Source organism: Photobacterium nomapromontoriensis, assembly GCF_050336815.1.
GTDB lineage: Bacteria > Pseudomonadota > Gammaproteobacteria > Enterobacterales > Vibrionaceae > Photobacterium > Photobacterium nomapromontoriensis.
The window spans coordinates 68,818-86,832 of sequence record NZ_JAKJSL010000023.1 but is presented as its reverse complement, the minus strand read 5'-3'; the positions used below and the strand labels follow the sequence as shown (position 1 = coordinate 86,832).

Annotated in this window: 18 protein-coding genes; 10 read left to right on the top strand and 8 right to left on the bottom strand. The window is 43.2% G+C overall.

The annotated features are described in order from the left end of the window. Nucleotides 1-22: 22 nt before the first annotated feature. The 5 genes from L4D12_RS09105 to L4D12_RS09085 all read right to left on the bottom strand — a co-directional run bounded on the left by L4D12_RS09105 (nucleotide 23) and on the right by L4D12_RS09085 (nucleotide 4,298). Nucleotides 23-427, bottom strand: coding sequence for an EamA family transporter (locus L4D12_RS09105; RefSeq protein WP_428447517.1), 405 nt, complete (start codon nucleotides 425-427; stop codon nucleotides 23-25). Next, complete coding sequence (locus tag L4D12_RS09100) at nucleotides 379-1,005, bottom strand: DMT family transporter (protein WP_428447516.1); 627 nt, start codon at nucleotides 1,003-1,005, stop codon at nucleotides 379-381. The genes L4D12_RS09105 and L4D12_RS09100 overlap by 49 nt, the downstream gene beginning before the upstream one ends. A gap of 23 nt (nucleotides 1,006-1,028) precedes the next feature. Then, entirely contained in the window at nucleotides 1,029-1,805 is a 777-nt protein-coding gene (locus L4D12_RS09095; protein WP_428447515.1) for a maleate cis-trans isomerase family protein, read from the bottom strand. A 70-nt stretch (nucleotides 1,806-1,875) separates the two neighbouring features. Next, a complete protein-coding gene (locus tag L4D12_RS09090; RefSeq protein WP_428447514.1) occupies nucleotides 1,876-3,039 on the bottom strand; it encodes a M24 family metallopeptidase in 1,164 nt (387 codons plus the stop codon). 101 nt (nucleotides 3,040-3,140) lie between these two features. Further along, the gene (locus L4D12_RS09085; RefSeq protein ID WP_428447513.1) at nucleotides 3,141-4,298 is read right to left on the bottom strand and encodes a cystathionine beta-lyase; all 1,158 of its coding nucleotides are present in this window, start codon (nucleotides 4,296-4,298) and stop codon (nucleotides 3,141-3,143) included. A gap of 105 nt (nucleotides 4,299-4,403) precedes the next feature. Between L4D12_RS09085 and L4D12_RS09080 the strand changes: the two genes are divergently transcribed. Then, nucleotides 4,404-4,886, top strand: coding sequence for an Lrp/AsnC family transcriptional regulator (locus L4D12_RS09080; protein WP_428447512.1), 483 nt, complete (start codon nucleotides 4,404-4,406; stop codon nucleotides 4,884-4,886). 269 nt (nucleotides 4,887-5,155) lie between these two features. Then, nucleotides 5,156-6,004 carry an AraC family transcriptional regulator gene (locus tag L4D12_RS09075; RefSeq protein ID WP_428447511.1) on the top strand — a complete coding sequence of 283 codons (849 nt, stop codon included), beginning with the start codon at nucleotides 5,156-5,158 and terminating at the stop codon, nucleotides 6,002-6,004. Between the two features lie 84 nt (nucleotides 6,005-6,088). Here L4D12_RS09075 and L4D12_RS09070 read toward each other — a convergent pair whose 3' ends face one another. The 3 genes from L4D12_RS09070 to L4D12_RS09060 form a co-directional block, all read right to left on the bottom strand. Continuing rightward, nucleotides 6,089-7,480: an MATE family efflux transporter gene (locus L4D12_RS09070; protein WP_428447510.1), complete on the bottom strand. Its 1,392-nt coding sequence runs from the start codon at nucleotides 7,478-7,480 to the stop codon at nucleotides 6,089-6,091. 97 nt (nucleotides 7,481-7,577) lie between these two features. Further along, the gene (locus tag L4D12_RS09065; RefSeq protein ID WP_428447509.1) at nucleotides 7,578-8,246 is read right to left on the bottom strand and encodes an acyltransferase; all 669 of its coding nucleotides are present in this window, start codon (nucleotides 8,244-8,246) and stop codon (nucleotides 7,578-7,580) included. Further along, nucleotides 8,246-9,190, bottom strand: coding sequence for a glycosyltransferase (locus tag L4D12_RS09060; RefSeq protein ID WP_428447508.1), 945 nt, complete (start codon nucleotides 9,188-9,190; stop codon nucleotides 8,246-8,248). The genes L4D12_RS09065 and L4D12_RS09060 overlap by 1 nt, the downstream gene beginning before the upstream one ends. 787 nt (nucleotides 9,191-9,977) lie before the next feature. Between L4D12_RS09060 and L4D12_RS09055 the strand changes: the two genes are divergently transcribed. The 8 genes from L4D12_RS09055 to L4D12_RS09020 all read left to right on the top strand — a co-directional run bounded on the left by L4D12_RS09055 (nucleotide 9,978) and on the right by L4D12_RS09020 (nucleotide 17,972). Beyond that, complete coding sequence (locus tag L4D12_RS09055; protein ID WP_428447563.1) at nucleotides 9,978-11,429, top strand: glutathione synthase; 1,452 nt, start codon at nucleotides 9,978-9,980, stop codon at nucleotides 11,427-11,429. 91 nt (nucleotides 11,430-11,520) lie between these two features. Then, entirely contained in the window at nucleotides 11,521-12,063 is a 543-nt protein-coding gene (sigZ, locus tag L4D12_RS09050; protein WP_428447507.1) for an RNA polymerase sigma factor SigZ, read from the top strand. A gap of 78 nt (nucleotides 12,064-12,141) precedes the next feature. Then, nucleotides 12,142-12,609 (top strand): DUF5680 domain-containing protein, encoded by a 468-nt coding sequence (locus L4D12_RS09045; protein ID WP_428447506.1) that lies wholly within the window; start codon nucleotides 12,142-12,144, stop codon nucleotides 12,607-12,609. Between the two features lie 264 nt (nucleotides 12,610-12,873). Then, a complete protein-coding gene (locus tag L4D12_RS09040; protein WP_428447505.1) occupies nucleotides 12,874-13,605 on the top strand; it encodes a response regulator in 732 nt (243 codons plus the stop codon). Between the two features lie 9 nt (nucleotides 13,606-13,614). Further along, nucleotides 13,615-14,907 carry an ATP-binding protein gene (locus L4D12_RS09035; RefSeq protein ID WP_428447504.1) on the top strand — a complete coding sequence of 431 codons (1,293 nt, stop codon included), beginning with the start codon at nucleotides 13,615-13,617 and terminating at the stop codon, nucleotides 14,905-14,907. 283 nt (nucleotides 14,908-15,190) lie between these two features. Continuing rightward, complete coding sequence (locus L4D12_RS09030; protein ID WP_428447503.1) at nucleotides 15,191-16,315, top strand: methyl-accepting chemotaxis protein; 1,125 nt, start codon at nucleotides 15,191-15,193, stop codon at nucleotides 16,313-16,315. A gap of 34 nt (nucleotides 16,316-16,349) precedes the next feature. Further along, nucleotides 16,350-17,279 carry a LysR family transcriptional regulator gene (locus tag L4D12_RS09025; RefSeq protein WP_428447502.1) on the top strand — a complete coding sequence of 310 codons (930 nt, stop codon included), beginning with the start codon at nucleotides 16,350-16,352 and terminating at the stop codon, nucleotides 17,277-17,279. Between the two features lie 105 nt (nucleotides 17,280-17,384). Next, complete coding sequence (locus tag L4D12_RS09020) at nucleotides 17,385-17,972, top strand: hypothetical protein (protein ID WP_428447501.1); 588 nt, start codon at nucleotides 17,385-17,387, stop codon at nucleotides 17,970-17,972. The last annotated feature ends 43 nt before the right edge of the window (nucleotides 17,973-18,015 follow it).

Genomic DNA, 18,015 nt, shown 5'->3' with positions numbered 1-18,015 from the left:
CCTCGCTCTGTTGACTGACTAATTAATTTGCCATTTCTGTTGCAACTTTAGCGTTAGATAAATTTTCTTCTGCAGTTGCTTTATTACGTGCTGATGTCGCTTTCACAAATACCATTAACGAACTAACGACGATGGCGATTGCTGCACATTTCCACAGTGTTACAGGTTCAGAAAGTACGACTGCCGCTAAGACAAACGATGCTAAAGGTATTAAGTTCAGTGCCATGCCTGTACCGTCTACGCCCACTTTTGTAATGCCGTAGATATAGATGAGATAGCTGATACCAGAGATAAATACGCCCAGAATGAAGATACTCAAGATGCGTGACGGAGCAGTGAACGCGCCTAGTGCCGTTGTAAAATCTAGGCCGTAGAACATCACCACAAAGGTGAAGCCAACTGCAGCAAAGATGAACTGATGGAACATGGTAGAGATTGAACCGTATTTTTCAGCCAAGTCAGACGTGTGTAAGCGGTTGAAGCAAAAGCAAACGCACTCATGAACGCAATTACATGGCCGATATTAAAGCCACTTGAGTTTAACGCTGGGTCATAAACCAGCATGGTAACGCCTGCGAAGGCTAAACATGCCGCACCCATTTGCATCATGGTGAAGCGCTCACCACGAGTAAAGAATCCCACGGCTAGAATTTGGATAGGGATCAAGCCCATGATCACACCGTTTTCAGATGCAGTGATGTAATCCAACGACAAGAAAGCAAAGTAGCTAAACAGTGCTTGTCCGATAAAACCACATGCGAATGTTTTTACGACATCGACACGGTTTGCCCATGAGTAGCTGAATTTTTTGTAGCCTTCAGCCGCAATCGATTTGCTCATGACTCGCAAAATAAAGAATAGGGTGATAGAGGCGACGACATAACGTAGCCACACTAGCATCTTGGAGTCCATTACTTCCATTAGCGGTGTGCCTACAACCCATGGTGTACCCCATAAGAAGCCGATAAATATGGCGGCAATCCAGCCTTTTTGCTTATCTAACATGATGAATCCATCCTTTAATAAGATTAAATTTCAGTACCTGAAAGTAGTTTTCCGTAACCTGGGCAAACGGCAGTTTTTCCGCATAGCTGCATTGAATGCCAAAATAAAGCGGAGTTACTTGAAACAATGGGAATACCGTATTTATCTTCTAGGTATTGAATTTTCTCTACTGCACGCAGGCTGGTGCATGACATGAAAATAACATCAACATCTTTGTCTTTAATTAAAATTTCAATGCCTTCTTCAAATGATGTGAGCGGCACTTTATGGATGATATTGTCATCAATAATGCCAAGAGCCGTTAATGCCACCACATCAAAACCAGCATCAATTAATTGTGCGCGTAGTGGGAAATTCACATCGGTTGGATAAGGTGAAAATACAGCCACTTTCTTCGCACCAAGGTGCTTAAAAGCAGCTTGAGCGGCTGACCATGGGTTGGTCGTTGGAATATCACCTCGGCCTTTAGTCAGAAGTTTTGACACTTTTTCTTCACCGATCACGATAGAGGCGGATGTACATGCAAATGCCATCACATCCATTGGAAGGCCATCGCCAACCAATATCGCACCATCACTAATGCTCGCTGCGACGGCATCCAGTGCTTCTGGTGTCATGCCGTTTTCTTTAAAGATACGGGTGCTAAATAGCGCTGCCTGTTCACTGAGTAGGTGTGACCAATCCGTTTCAAGGGTATGGTCATTTGCAAGTTGTACGAGACCGATATGGACGCGGTCAGGGCGAGGTGCGGGTTCAAATTGTAGTTTTACTTCAAAATTATTGAATTCTTCAAAATTCATGGGTTGTTCCTTTTTTTGTTATTTTATTAGGGCAACCTCTTTAAACTCGGAAGTCGCCCTTCTATACGTTTTATTGGATGATGATCAGCTCAGGCTCAGCACGTTCAGACAACCACTCGGCACCATCTTCAGTGATGACAATGTTTTCTTCATGAAGCATTGTTTTGCCTAGTGCGTAGGTCATGCCTGGTTCTAGGGTCATCACCATGCCCGGTTTTAATACGGTGTTATCCGTAGCGGTATTCGATGGACGTTCTGTCAGCTCCATACCTAGGCCATGGCCTACACGACCGATGTCGTTACCAAGAGCACCATTGGCTTCGAGTACTTTCCACATTGCGTTATAGATATCGGTGGTGGTTGCACCAGGTCGTGCCGCTTCAAAGCCTTTGGTCGTGGCTTCGTAAGTTGCGCGATAAGCCGCTTTGGTTTGCTCGCTGGCTGTGCCGAAAGCCCAGTTACGGTCGAAGTCAGAGAAGTAGCCATCCCACACCGCGCCAGTATCAATTAGCAGCACATCGCCATGTTCAATCACACGATCAGTTGGACCCATCAGGATATCGTCATACGCATCAGGGCCCGATCCTGCGATAATGAATGGACACTCATCAGCTCCGGCTTGCAGCATGTCCATACCGAACTGCTTACAGATCTCACGTTCAGTCATTCCGGTGCGGGCATATTCAGGAATACGCTTGAAACCGATGTTGGTGATGCGGCAAATTTCGCGGGTTTTGGCTATTTCAGCCTGAGACTTGATCTGACGTAGGCCGTGTACATCAAGGGCGACGTCAACGAACTCTTTATTCACCATGGTGGTGAGTTTTAAGTAGTTGTTTACAGGCATACGAAGGTGTGATTCGATGCCTAATGTTGCACCCACACGGCCATGACGGCTTGGTAGCGAGTTCAATACGTTGGCAACAAGGCTAATGCCATCATCTTCAGGGCGAGGAGCAGGCCAGGTAATGATGGTGTCGATCCAGGTTTTCGACATGCCTTTTGCGCCGATCTCGGGAATAATGGCAACGGGCTTACCTTCTGCCGGTACAATGACGAACCATGGACGTGTTGGACTGTGCCAAAACTGAGAGTGAAAGCCCGTGAAATAACGGACGTTGGGCTCGGTGGTAAAAATCATCGCATCGAGTTTCATGTCATGCATGATTTTTTGTGCGCGAATAGTACGTTGTTCAAATTCTTGTTGGGTAAAACCACGAGTAGGTGTTGTCATCTCTTCTACCTTACATAACCTATTATTGGGTTGTGTTGATCTGTCTATTTGCCAGACGAAGCCACGGGTAAGTACCTCTTCGTCTGGACTGCTTATTCTTTTTATTGGGTGATCACGTGCATTGCGTGAGCGAGATCTTGAATAAGATCGTCGGGTTGCTCTAAGCCGATATTGAGGCGAACTAAACGGCCGGCATAGTCTTTACCTGGGCGATCAAGATTTGGATAAACAAGAGCCAAGCTGGTTAGACCGCCCCAGCTCATGCCGATCTTGAACATCTTAAGCGTGTCGATAAATTGCTCGACTTGTTCTGCGGTGTAGTCTTCTGTGAAGAGGAAAGAGAACACACTGCTTGAACCGGTGAAGTCGCGTTTCCAAATTTCATGCCCAGGGCATGAAGGGAATGCAGGATGGAAAACTTGTGCGACACCGTCATGCTTAGATAGCCATTCCGCGACCTCAAGTGTTGACTTTTCAAGGTGAGCTAAGCGAATGCCTAAGGTTTGCAGGCCGCGCAGGGCTAAGTTGCAATCATCCGGTGAAACGGCCAAGCCGAGTTGCTTGAAGGTGGCGCCGACTTTCTCTTTCAGTGCTTCAGTATTCACTGATACGGTACCTAGTAGCAGATCACTGTGGCCACCAACATATTTGGTCAATGCTTGCATATTGATATCCACGCCATGGGCAAAAGCATCAAACAGCACACCAGCGGCATAAGTGTTATCTAGCGCAACAACAACGCCTCTTTCATGGGCGGCAGCACAGATAGCCGGAACATCCTGAATTTCCATGGTCACAGAGCCTGGGCTTTCAACCCAAATTAAGGTGGTGTTATCACGGATAAGCTCAGCAATGCCCGCTCCAATAAGTGGGTCGTAAGGCTCTACTTCAATGCCAAGATCTTTCAGTAGACCTTGTGCCATTTCTTTGTTTGGGCCGTAAGCGTTATGCGGTACAAGTGCATGGCTTCCGGCGCGACACATGGCGAAATACACCAATGCGATTGCTGCTTGACCACCTGGGACGACAAAACTGTGAAGTGCACCCTCTAATTGTGCAATACGTCCTGATAATTCAAGTGTGGTTGGTGTACCGTATAGTCCATAGCTATAACCGCCTTTCGCTTGATCCCAAGCGTCCACAACGTCAGCTTGTTTATTAAACAATACCGTTGAACCGCGGTAGGTTGGTGTAGCTAAGGATTCAAACCCTGGTGTAGCCAAAGTCTGTGGTTGAACTAGTCTGGTATGCCAATGCATATTGATGCTCCGAATCAGTAGTGGAGTGAATATGCTGGCAATATTATTCTGCTTAACTTGAGAATAGCGCTCGAATTAGGTCGTGCTTTTGAGAAAATTTTTCACATGAACCAGATAGTTGATAGTTTTGATCGTGCCATCCTCAGAATTTTACAAAAAGACAATACCACCCCGTTACGTGTTGTTGCCGAACAGGTGCATCTGTCGACAGCATCCGTGCAGCGACGCATTAAACGCTTAGAAGACTCAGGGGTGATTAAGGCAAATTCAGCCATTATTGCCCCGGAAAAAGTCGGCCAAATTATCACCATTCTCGTTGAAGTGCATACGGTGCGCACGCAAGCGTCTGATATGGAAGAGATGAAGAAATTATTCTCTGGGCCAGAGATTCAGCAATGCTATTACGTCACTGGCGAAGCTGACTTTATGTTGGTACTAACCGTCGCCAATATGGCGGAATATGAAGCGATCAGCGGGCGGTTATTTTACAACAACCCCAATGTAAAATGGTTTAGAACCATCGTTGTGATGGATAGGGTAAAGGTCTCGCTGGACACGCCCATTCCCCAGTTAGAGCATGAGGTGTGATCGAGTTTGTATTTTTGAGTTCAGAGTAGAGGGTTAACAAAAGTGAATTTTAGTGACCTCCTACTCACTTTTACAGTGAGAAAAATTCTCACACAGGCGTGATATTTTTATACTGAAATGATGCGATTGTATAAAAATATGATCTCCCCACAAATGCGCATCACATTCTGTTGCTTGTCTTCGTGGAATGGCAGAAGAAAAGCAGGAATAGAAAAGTCATACGCCGCACTGAGTGATAATGTTCTTGGAAACCAGTTGCTAGAGGTCGTATGAACAAAATCATCCAGATGGAAAGAATATTTAAGGTTATGCAATACATTGAAAATAATCTTGAATCAGAAATGAATGTTTCTCTGTTATCAGACATAGCCTGCTACTCTGAATACCATTTTCATCGATTATTTCGCGCATACTGTGGCGAGAGTATTTATAGCTATAAAAAACGACTGTTATTAGAACAGTCGGTGAAGCACTTAAAATACTCGGATGACAGTATTACTGAGATTGCATTCAAATGCGGTTACGATAACCAAGCCTCATTTAATAAAGCGTTTAAAAAGGCGTTCTCCTGTTCACCGAGCCAAGCTCGAAATCAATTGGTTTGTATTAATAGAGATGAAATCATTATCAACCAGAATGGGATTGTTAGTATGAAACCAGACATCATTGAAATAGAGGCAATCCATACAATCTCGGTAAGAGCGGTGGGAGGATATGCACAAGCGGCTGCTGAAGCTTGGGGAAAACTCATGCAGTTTGCTTACTCTAAGAAGCAAATGCATAAAAATGTGAAAAGAATAGGTGTGTCACATGATGATCCTGATCTGACAGAGACGAATCGGATCCGTTACGATGCATGTATTGATGTGGAAATGAGTGAAGAGTTAGAAATGGGTCTGCACAGAAGAGTGATTGCTGGTGGAAAGTATGCGAAATTTCTTCATACAGGCAGTTATGATAACCTTCAAAATACCTATTCTTATATTTTCAATGATTGGCTGCCTGACAGTGGTTATAAGTTAATTGATAATCCACCGTTTGAACATTATTTAAATAAAGATCCGAGAAGGACTAAGCCTGAAAACCTCAAAACAGAGATTTACATTCCTATTGTCTGATAGGTGCTAGGTATCTTTCATTTTATGCTGCAATGACAAGTGTCAGCCCTTGCTCAATGGTAGAGCGAGGGCTGCCCCCTTGGGTTATTGCATCGCAGTCGCCAAATTCTTTACCCAGCGGCCAGCCTTTAAGCGCCATAGGCAGACAATAATCTTCGCAGATTCTTCGAATAGGACTAGGCCATAAAGGTATATCGCGTCAAAAGCGGCGATATGGGCCATCCAATAAGCACAGGGAAGCAAAAATACCCATTGAGCAAGGATGTCAGTGCAAAGGCAAAATGTGGCGTCACCGCCAGCCCGAAGAATTCCGACAATCAGCATCATCGATAGGCTCTTAATGACAAGTGAGAACGCCATAATGTCGTAGAGTGATACCGCAAGTAATTGTGCCGCCGACGGCGTATCAGTGTGGAAAAACACACTGAGCACCTGGTATTTTACCTGCCATAACAGAGTGGCAGTGATGATTCCGGTAATCACACTGAGTATTAATTGATGAGGTATTACGGTTGTTAACTGTTGATGTTTATTAGCTCCAACTATATTACCGACAATGACAGAACCTGCCGTTGCTAAGCCAATGAGCAGTGACATCGCTAATGCTTCCAGTGGGGCAAGTACGGAAAGGGAGATCAGTAAATTGGGATCACTGTATCCAAGAATTGCATGAAAGGCGAAGAGCCCTGCGGCCCATACCACACTGTTAACTGCGGCAGTGGCTGACAGGCGAGCCACGAGCTTTATATCTGTAATGTGCAGATTAGCAAAATGTTGGCGGGTAAACTTACCAAGTAAATGGCCTTTGTGGTGCAGATAAAGGAAAAGTACCATGCATTCGATAATGGCACTGATAGCGGTGCCAAGGGCGGCTCCTTTGATCCCCAGTGCAGGCATACCTAAATGACCAAAGATGAATACCCAATTGAGTAGTAAGTTTAGTACCACGCCTACCGCACTAATTTGGGTTGCAATACCCGGCTGGTGCATGGCACGTAGCCCTGCTGCAATGCTAGAGGCATAGGCAAAACAAAATAAACTGATCGCGATAATTTGCAGGTAGTCAGCACCACGTTCAATGATTTCGGCGGATTGGCTGCCTAACCCCATCAATTGTGAGGGGAAAAAGATCAGCACAATGGCAAATACCGTCGCAGTGATTCCACTGAGTAATAAGGTAACCAGTATGCAACTGGCTAATTTTCGAGACCCTTGCACCCCTTTTAGGCCAAAACATTGCGCAGCAATTTGACCACCGCCAATGCTGAGACCAATAATAAAAAATGTAATGATGAGCTGTATTTTGGCTGCGAGTCCTATCGCAGCAATATCGTATTCACTGAGTGCGCCCATCATTAATGTGTCAACAGTGCTTTTACTTGAGAACATGGCAGTTTGGAGCGCAATAGGCAGAGCAAGAGCCAATAGGGTTTTCGTGGTATCAAGCTGTGTTCTTAGGCGTAATAATAACGACATGTATTTATCACTTTTGTTGATATATAGAGGGGCACTCCTTTTCATCCGTTATTAGGGAGAAAAGGAGCGACATTTTTTATGACTTATGAAGCAAGAGTTATGGGGTTACGGTAAGATTTTTAACCACATAAGCGGGATTACCTACCGCAATACAGTTATCGGGGACATCGTCATAAACTACGCTGTTGGCACCGATCACCGCATTTTTACCAATCGTGACGCCTTTTAAGATTGTGGCTCCCATCCCGATCCACGCATTGTCTTTTATGGTGACTTTGGCTGTACGGGTTCTCGCCGCTTCATCTTCTGTCCAACGACCTATTACAGGGTGGCCGCTGCTGTCCATGATCGTGACTTGAGGACCGAATAAAACCTGATCGCCAATGCTAATTTCGCTGTAAGCGACAATCGCGGTGCCTTGCATAACCACGCCTTCGCCAATACGAATTTTGCCAGGGGGATGGTTGTTAACCTGAATGGATGTCAATCGCACAGGTCGGTTTTCAAATCCCAGGTTATCGTCGGAATACAGTACGGTTCCCTTGCCAATGGAAATAGTGTCGTTGAAGTTGGTCAGTTCAATGAATGTGGACTGTACATCACGTTGATAGTTATCCGAATCACGAACCAGTGTAAATGCTATATGGGGGAGCCCCACGAAGGTCGCCTCTTTATCAATGTGAATCTGCTGCTGGTGGCTAATACGAATATCATCAGGAGTAATTCCTTTTGATATTGGATAAATATTTTCGTACACGCATGGCATTAGAGTAGTCCAACATTGGATTCAGCGATGGGTTGATGCGGCGGGAGATACAATGACGGATTTGCCACTGGGGCTGTCGTACTCCCTGTTAATTCTTTGATGAGTTTGTTGAGCGGTAAGTCATTGATAGAATAGTCAAGGTTATAGTAACTGGTCTGCCAGATGTTGTATTTGCTATGGATGATTTTGGCTGCGCTCTTTGAGCTTTCACCGGTATCTTTTACTTCTTTAGGGTGAGGCCAATGGAAAGAGGACATTGATTTATCGACAATAAACATATTGTTATTGAGGAAAAGGCGAACCCCTAAATCGACATCTTCACCACCCCAGCTATTGAAATGTTCGTCAAACATGCCCGCTTTAATCAACTGTTCACGTTCGGCTGAGACGTGACAGGTCCAGAACAAATCAAACGGCGCAGGCCAGTCAAAAATATTCTGACCTAAGTCATCATACTGACGTTGACGAATGTCATAGGCATGCTGTGCATCGAGCTCTTTGAGGATTTCATCGACATTATTGGGGCTGATAACGGCAGACATTTTTTCAACACCTGCTTCATCAAGATCAAACCCGTAAACATACCCCACAATGGCGATAGGGTGAGGTGAGACTTTATGACGAAATAAATGTGTTTCTAATGTAGTGGTTGCTAGCAAAATGCCTGTGTCGATATAGACAATATATTGACCCTCGGCAATTGCAGTGCCAACATTTCTTGCTTTACCAGCACGAAACCCTTTATCTTCTTGCCAAAAATACTTGATGTTTAATTTTTCTGAAAACGCATCAATCACTGCTTTAGTATTATCACATCCTCCATCATCAATAACGATAACTTCGAAAGAGTCCTTACTTAACGTTTGTTCTGTTAGGGATGTAAGGGTATGGGAAAGTAATATTGAACGATTGTACGTTGGAATTATAACGCTTATTTCAATCATGAGATTTATTCCTGTAAACTGACTGCTGATATTCAAGATAATATAAACGTACAAAATTAAATCAATATCACATTTTGACAATTGAAAACCATTTTATATGTAATACAAATCAACAAATCAATAAAAATCAATATGTTGCACATGTGCATATGGTGGTTATTTATTGTTCAATATGCGGCGCATATCACGAATTTTTGTTGAAATTTTAAAAGTTACTATTATGTCCTGTTGTTGATTTTATTTGTACTCAGAGAGTAAGGCTGAGAATAGCGGTGGTTTTTATTCCATTTTAACATGTAATAAATAAATTTATATGAAACAGATTACTAACAAATATCACTATAGCTATTATTAACAATAGTATTGTATGCAATTAACGGAATGGTTATAAGGAACAAAAAATAGTTATAAAGTTTTTATATGTTAGATCAAAAATAAAATCTAAGTTTCACAAGATTTGATAATATTGGGAAGTAATTTAATTAGACGAAATGTGGTCATATCCATGAAAAATCACTGGAATGAGTAGATGATCTCACTTCTCATTGGTTGATTATATTTTTTAGCAAAGGGTCGTCTTTTTTTGTATCCGGTCGTCTATATAGCCAGAAAGGGGCGAAACTGATTAGTTATGCTGTTTACTCAAGTTGATGGCATGCTTTTCTTGATGGCGGTGTAACGTATCGTTATCACTGCATTGTTTTCTCCCTGATAGATGATCAACTGGTAGAATTGAACGCTGACAGTTTAATTTGGCTACAACAACAAGGCTTGTCTAATGGCACTGATGAATTTATCTCCAATCCTCCCATCACAAACCATCATTAATGAATTGAGTGAGTGGGCCATGATGCATGGCGTCGCTATAAAAAATAGTGATGGTACGGCACGTCATTGTCCGTTTAGTTTGGCTCCAATCGCGATTAAGCGGGAGGTATATAACCGATTAATCACAATAACGCCACTGATAGCGAGGCTAGTGAGTAATATCGCGGAAGATCACACCTTTATCAGTGATGCTTTGAGTAAGATGGCTAAGGCAGAACCATTTTTTAACCGGTTGTTTGATCTGCATCAGCAGATCCATTTCGGTGTTGATACCACGGCAAAACGTGAGCCACTGCTGATCATGCGTACGGATTACATGGATGATCGTATTCTTGGACCTAAAGTGATTGAGTTTAATGGCATTGCTGCGGGTATGGGGCCATTCGGACAGCGCGCGCATGAATTTCATCGTTATGTACAGCAACAATGGCCGGCAGAGTATGGGATGTGGGCGGAAAACCCAAACGCTGAGTTAGCTGACAACCAAGGTTTGGAAGAGTTGGCTCAGGGCATCGCAACGACGGCTCGTCATATGCGTCAGGCCGCAGGTGAAGACGGAAAGCCGCTCTTTGTTATGGTGGTACAAGAGAATGAAGATAATATTTATGATCAGCATTTACTCGAGGTTGCACTGCAGCAACGGGGTATTAAAACAGTAAGGCGGACCTTCGTTCAGCTGGCCAGCCAACTTTCTACCGGGAAGAATGACCGACTAGCGTTGGAAGGATTGGGCAATGTGGACGTGATCTACCTCCGTGCGGGTTATCAATATCAGGACTACTGCCATGAGAGTATTATTGAATCGGAGTGTTGTTATACCTTAAGCCAAACGCGTGCTTTTATTGAGCGTCATCATGTTGCCGTGAATGCGACGGTCAGCCAGCAATTGGCGACCAGTAAAACGATGCAAATGCTGATCACCAATATGCCAGCGACTGAATTAGTCAAATGGGGGCTTACCCTTGATGAAGCTGAGCAGGTTAAATTGGTACTTGCTCCGATGCTGCCAATCACTGTAGACACGCAGGATTGGTTAAAAAATGACACCGACAATGAAGAATGGGTACTGAAAAATCAAGGCGAAGGGGGGGGACACTGCGTATTTGGCCGTGATATAGCGACAACGTTAGCGTCATTGACGCCAGATGAATACGATGCATGGGCGTTAATGCAGCGGCTACATCCCCATACACGGGAAAAATTCGCGTTAGGTGTGCGAGAGACTAAGGCGGAGCAGATTGATGATCTGATCAGTGAGATAGGGTTGTTTACCATTCACTTTAGGGGCCAACCTGTGACTTCACAGCTTGGCTATGCGGGTTATCTGGTACGTAGTAAGCCTGCTACTGAGAATGAAGGTGGGATCCACAGTGGCCGTGGTATTTTAGATTCGTTAGCATTAATTGCGTAAAGAAATGCACCATTACCTCAAGATATTCGCTGAAATGCAGATCTTGAGGTAGTTTGAGTGTATTGATGTTAAAACGAATGAACCGTGCCGTATGGACCTAGATCAGATTTGGAATGAGTACCGAGGAAGCATTAAGGGCTTTTTACATAAACACGTCTCTAATCCGGATGATGTGGATGATTTGAAACAAGAAATCTTGATCAAAACGTATCAAAATCTGCATACCTTGCAGGATGCAACCAAAATTAAACCTTGGCTATTTCAAATTGCTAATCATGTGATTATCGATTTTTATCGTCGCCGGGCAAAGCAAACCGGCTGGAGGGAAGAGGATTTATGGTATAGCGAAGAGCCATCGACAATGCGAGCGGAGTTAGCGCATTGCGTATTGCCCTTTATTCAAGCATTACCCGCAGATGAAGCGGAGATGCTGAGGGCGATTGAGCTTAATGGTGAATCACAAAAAGAATTTGCCCAAAAGAAAGGGTTGAAATACTCGACGTTAAAATCACGAGTGAAAAAAAGTCGTCAACATGTCCTTGAATTATTTCAGGAGTGCTGTGATCTATCGCTGGATAAGTACGGTAATGTGATTGATTTTGAGGCGAAGAAAAAAGGTTGTGGCTGCGAATGACGGATTTGTGATTTGCTATAAAGATACTGTTTTTATATACAGTTATCATGTGCATTCTTTATCAAGAGGGACATGATAGTGAGTATTGATACAGATAAACTGTATGCGTTTATTGTAAAAGCTAAGGCTAATTCTTATGTTGGCCGGGCACCGAAGTGTTTACCTTCTCGCCTTGACTCCCATGATGTTCAATATCAAGAAGATGATTTTGCTTATCTTGATAGTTACTTTGGCGGTACCGACTTTTTGGGTCAGGAAGTTGTCTATTTCAGGAATGAAGCGGTATGGGCGATGAATTATTATGGGCGGATTATTGCACCTGATATTTATGATGGAGAAAAAGCAGGGAACGTGGTCCTTGCCAGCTTATCCAAGCACTATCAAACTGGTCATTTTTTGGGCAACTCAAACAATGATACTGAGTGGGGTCGCTACATCGATACTAATGAAGGGGATGTGAGTAGGTTTACTGGGTATGAATGGATCGAATTTGATAGTCGAAAAGTGTATGAGTTGCACTATCACGGAGGCTTAATTAAACCATAAGAAACGCTTATTGAACGGTAAAAATTACAGGGCTAACCAAAAGGTTAGCCTTTTTTATTGTTGTTTTTTGCTATTTCTTGCTGACTCTTGCCGTACCTTCACTGCTAATTATCTGGTTATACCTCATCCTTAAAGTGGATTTAGCCTTGAGTGGTTATTTCTATAGGGTATTATTGCTGTCATAAATGGATGGGAACAGGTTGATGGCGGGGTATGTAATTAATTGACCGCCGTTTTATTTATTTAAGGGTAAGATTATTGAACATGGTAAAGATTGTTCTGGTTGAAGATGATGTGAAGTTGTGTGAGTTGTTGGCTAATTATTTTCGCCAGCAACAATTTGATGTCATCACCGTATCTGATGGCCTACTCGCACCGGATATTATTGTTGAGCAACAGCCTGATCTAGTGATTCTGGATCTTATGTTACCGGGTATGGATGGACTAAGTATCTGTCGTCAAGTGCGTGACAAAGTGAACAGCAAAATCTTAATGCTGACCGCCAGTGATGATGACATTGATCATGTTGCCGGCTTAGAAGTAGGAGCCGATGACTTTGTTAATAAACCGATTAAGCCACGTGTGCTACTCGCTCGGATCCGGATGCTCTTGCGTCGCGGGGGGAGTGTTACGGAAAATGCAGCACCCAGTGATGAAGTTACCCTCTTGAGTAATAATGGCCATGATCAGGAATATCACTATGGGGCATTAACCATTAATAACCGCTGTCGATCCTGTGAGCTGGAAGGGCAGGAAGTTAGCCTAACTGACAGTGAGTTTAACTTATTATGGTTATTGGCTAGCCATCCAGATGAGGTACTCACCAGAGAGTACTTAGTGATGGAAACACGTGGGATAAAGTATGATGGCTTGGATCGCACTATCGATAACAAGGTTGTCACATTACGTAAGAAATTAGGTGATAACCCGGCACTTCCTCGTAAGATCATTACCGTTCGCGGTAAAGGCTACCTCTTTATTCCAGATCGTTGGTAGGGGTGTGAAATGAAGCGTCTGTATCTAGAGTTTTTTTTAGGTGTCTCTGCCCTCTTTTTTCTTTGCATTCTTACATTTACCTATGTGACTCAGGAACTGACGCCAGACTATGATGCAGAGGTCGAGATTGGTTATGTCTCGGGAACGGTTGAGATCCTCGATGATGTTGCCGCTCAGCGAGGTCAAGAAGTCGCCAATAAGCTGTTTAGTGGCTTTGTTCGGCGAAATTCACTCCAATTTACTCGATTTCCAAGAAATACACCGGCGCTGTCACCGCTACAGGAAACAAAATTGCAGCGAGATGGGGCGGTGTTTGCTGCTGAAAATCGGTATTGGGTGACGTTTGGTGACCGGAAATGGGTTTATTACCTTGAACCGGATTTGACCGCTTCTGTATGGCAACATCTCAATGTTGAGATGATGTTGATGTGGGCCTCTTTTTTTGCGACCTTCGCATTGTACAGTGCCATTATGATCAAGTTGTTAGCGCGACGGTTCCGAATGCTTGAAAAAGCAACGGTCGCCTTTTCTGAAGGGGATTTTTCGGTTCGAGCATCGGAAAAAAACTGTGATCAACTGGGTCGATTAAATATTCGGTTTAATCAGATGGCAGATAAGATCTCTGGCCTGATCCAAAGCCATAAACAGTTAAGTAATGCTATTGCTCATGAGCTACGAACACCGATTTTTCGGGTTCAGTGTCAGCTTGAAATGTTGGAAGACTCACCATTAAATGCTGAACAACAAGGGCATATAGCAGGGATCCATGATGATATGGAAGAGTTGGAGCTGCTGATTGAGGAACTTCTCTATTTTGCCAAAATGGAGCGTTCAGGAATCAAGCTTGCTGTGTCGGAACAGAATATCGCGGAGGTTTTGCAACGAACGGTCCTCCATTGTCAGAAAGATACCACTAAGCAACTGCGGTTAGATTGCCCTGATAATTGTTACGTTATGGTGGATGCGCACCATATAGAGCGGGCGGTATCTAATATTATCCGCAATGCGTTTCGCTATGCGGAAGAGATTATTAATATTCGGGCATATTGTTTAGGTCATAAACTCTATATTCAGATCGATGATGATGGTTGTGGTATACCTGCTGAAGAGCGAGAAAAAGTATTGCAACCGTTTTATCGTGTTGGTACCGCTCGGGATAGACAATCAGGTGGCCATGGTTTGGGGCTTGCTATTGTTAATCAAGTCGTCGCTTTACATCATGGTAGTATTGAAATCAGCGACAGTGACAGTGGTGGTGCTCGATTTACCATTAGTCTACCGATCAAAGATATTAAGGATTAAATACACAGACTCGGGTATTTACGTTATTATGCAACTCATGCGTTAGACAATAACGCCTTTAAGTCAATAACGTTAACTTTGATTCCCCATTAATGAGTCATAAAGTTGATAGTGCATAAATTCCAAAGTTAAAAATGGCGATTATTAATATGTACGTTTATTGGGTATAAAAGCACCAATAACGTCGTGGCAGGGATGTTACTTAGAAAAATGGCTAATAATTAAACATATTATTAACGTTTTTTGAGTGATTAATTTACACTTTAATTTTATTGTGAATGTTATGTTCGGAATACCCTACTTTAAAAAACAAGACGATAAAAAGCTGCTCTTAGAACAGCAAGCGCAGCAAATCGCACAACAGAAAAATGCATACACAGTGCTTGAAGCAGAATGTAGTCAGCTTCAATCATCCGTGGATACGGCAACTAAAGCGTTAGAAACACAGAATTTGTTTATCGATAGCCTATTAGGATCTATCGCTCCCATAGAACATATTCGGACCAATATCGCTACAGCTGCAGAACATTTAAAAGTTCATTTAGAACAGCATGTAGTTGAAAGCCGTGATGGTCTGGCTATTTTAGATACCTTTCGCCACACTCTGAATCAGTTAATTGTTCAAATTAAATCTAGTGGTAATTCAATAGAAACCCTTACTATTAGTACTGAAGAGATCAGCCGTTTTGTTTTGACGATTAATCATGTATCAGAGCAAACTAATTTACTTGCACTCAATGCTGCTATTGAAGCAGCCCGTGCTGGTGAGTATGGGCGTGGTTTTGCTGTTGTGGCTGATGAGGTCAGAAAATTGGCTAGCAGCGCTAGCGAAGCGGCTAGTCAGATTGAAAATGGCGTGGGTGAAATTACTCAGAATGCACACATGTGTGGTCAAAGTGCTGCTTTTATTGAAGCACAGTGTGAAGAGCTACATGGAAAAACAGAAGAACTGGTCGAGATCGTCACTAACCTGATCAATAAAACGGAGTTGCTTTATAATCTGGTCGATCAAAGTTATTCGTCAATTTTCCTGCGTTTAGTACAACTTGATCATATTGTCTGGAAAATTAACATTTATCAGCAAATCCGCAATCGTGATTATAATGCTGCGACAGTGGTCGGTTATCAGCAGTGTCGATTAGGTAATTGGTACTATCAAGGCCGGGGTAAACAGCTATTTAGCCATTGCCCATCTTATCAGCAGCTTGAAGGCCCACATGCGAATGTCCATAATTTTGGTAAAATCGCACTGCAAGCATATTCAGAAGGTAATGATCAGCAAGGTGCTAAATATATTGCAATGATGGAACGCGCAGCTGCCGTGGTGATTGCACTGTTGAATGATTTAGAAATTGAAATTGATAAAGTTAAAGCAAGCAATGTGCTCAGTCGTAATCGTTGTGATTGATAGCATGAATTAATACGTGAAAGGTAGAGTTGTTGTGGCACAGTTTGACTATAATTTACTGAAAGTATTGGAAGTCTTACTTGACGAGCAAAGTGTCACAGCCGCTGCTGCACGTTTGCACCTGAGTCAATCTGCGGTGAGTAAGCAATTAGCCAAATTACGTGACATATTTAATGATCCGTTGTTTGAACGCAGCTCTCATGGTTTAAGACCCACCCCAAGGGCCAAACAATTGGTTCCCGAGCTACGAAGAGTATTGCAGCACCTGGAGCAATTTACACGCCCGAGTGATTTTAAGCCTAGTGAAAGCGAACGTACCTTTCATCTTCATATGGTGGAAACCGCTTATTCGTTGACTTATCCCTATTTTATGCCAGAGATATTGCGCCAAGCCCCTTTAGTGAGTATTGATGCCAAAACATGGCGTAGTGATAGCTTAGATAAGTTATTGCGTTGTGATATTGACATGGCAATAAGCTGTTGGGAGTGGGATCTTCGCTCAAAATGGCATGTCGGCAATATTCCGAACGAGTTGGCCTATGTTGAGTTAGTCAGAGATCATGCCATTTGCTTGGTTCGTAAAGATCACCCTTTGCATAAGGAAGAATGGAACCTTGACACTTTTCTAAGATACCGTCATCTACAGGTGGTATTCGGGGGCATAGATCAGTGGCTATTGGATGATGTCTTGGATTTACAGCATCGTAAGCGAGATATTGCCGTCAATCTGACCGACTTCCATTCGGCCATGGATTTATGTCAACACAGTGACTTAATTTTGTGTGCGCCGGCTAAGTATGTGAACTACATGCTGAAAAATGAAGAATTGACTATATTGGAAGTACCCGTTGAAATGCAGTCAGGCTGCTATGTGTTGATGTGGCATAAACATTTTGATTTTGACCCAAGTCACCGTTGGCTTAGGGAGCAAATCATCAATAGTTTGGAAGATGTAGAATTATAGGTTTAGTTACATTGTGATTATACCCAAGTGACTTCAAAATGCAGGTGTTGAGATCGGCATCTTGAGGTGGTTTAGGTATAAATCCATATAATAATGAGAGCCATAATGAGAATTTCTTTTTTTGCAGCCACAGCCATGTTGATGATGCCATCAGCGGGTGTGTTAGCGGCGGCAGAAACTGTGCCTGTAACATTTCAGGCTATCCCACAGATCATGACTGAGTTTGATACCGCAGCAGAGTACCGTAAAAAAGCGGTGACCTATGGCCGATTAGCGCACAAAGTAGAATTGGGGCAATTGTTTCCTACCTATATTGCCGGCAGTGACGGGCGACCAAAACTAGAAACTGAAAATATCGTGACCGATCAGGTAGTGATCGCCCGTAATCCTGAGCCTGTCAGTGGTGCAGTCTATAATGAGTGGCTGGTACCTAAAGATAAGTGGCAGGCCACTTATGGAGAGGTGCCAATGTTTGATACTTTCATGCCGTTTAAGCGGATTAAAACCATTAAGGCGATTCCGATCACTGATGATGTACTGACTTTGCTTGGCAGCAAAAATGGTGAAACCGCAGTGATTGCCGTGGATTGGAATACCAAGGGGATGACGGTGTATAAAGATGGCTTCCTTGCTGATGGTGGTTACGGTATTGCACCGGATGAAATGCAGAAAACTTATGAATTGGTTGACTGAATAGCCAGTTAAACGATAAATCACACCGTATTAAAAGTTAATT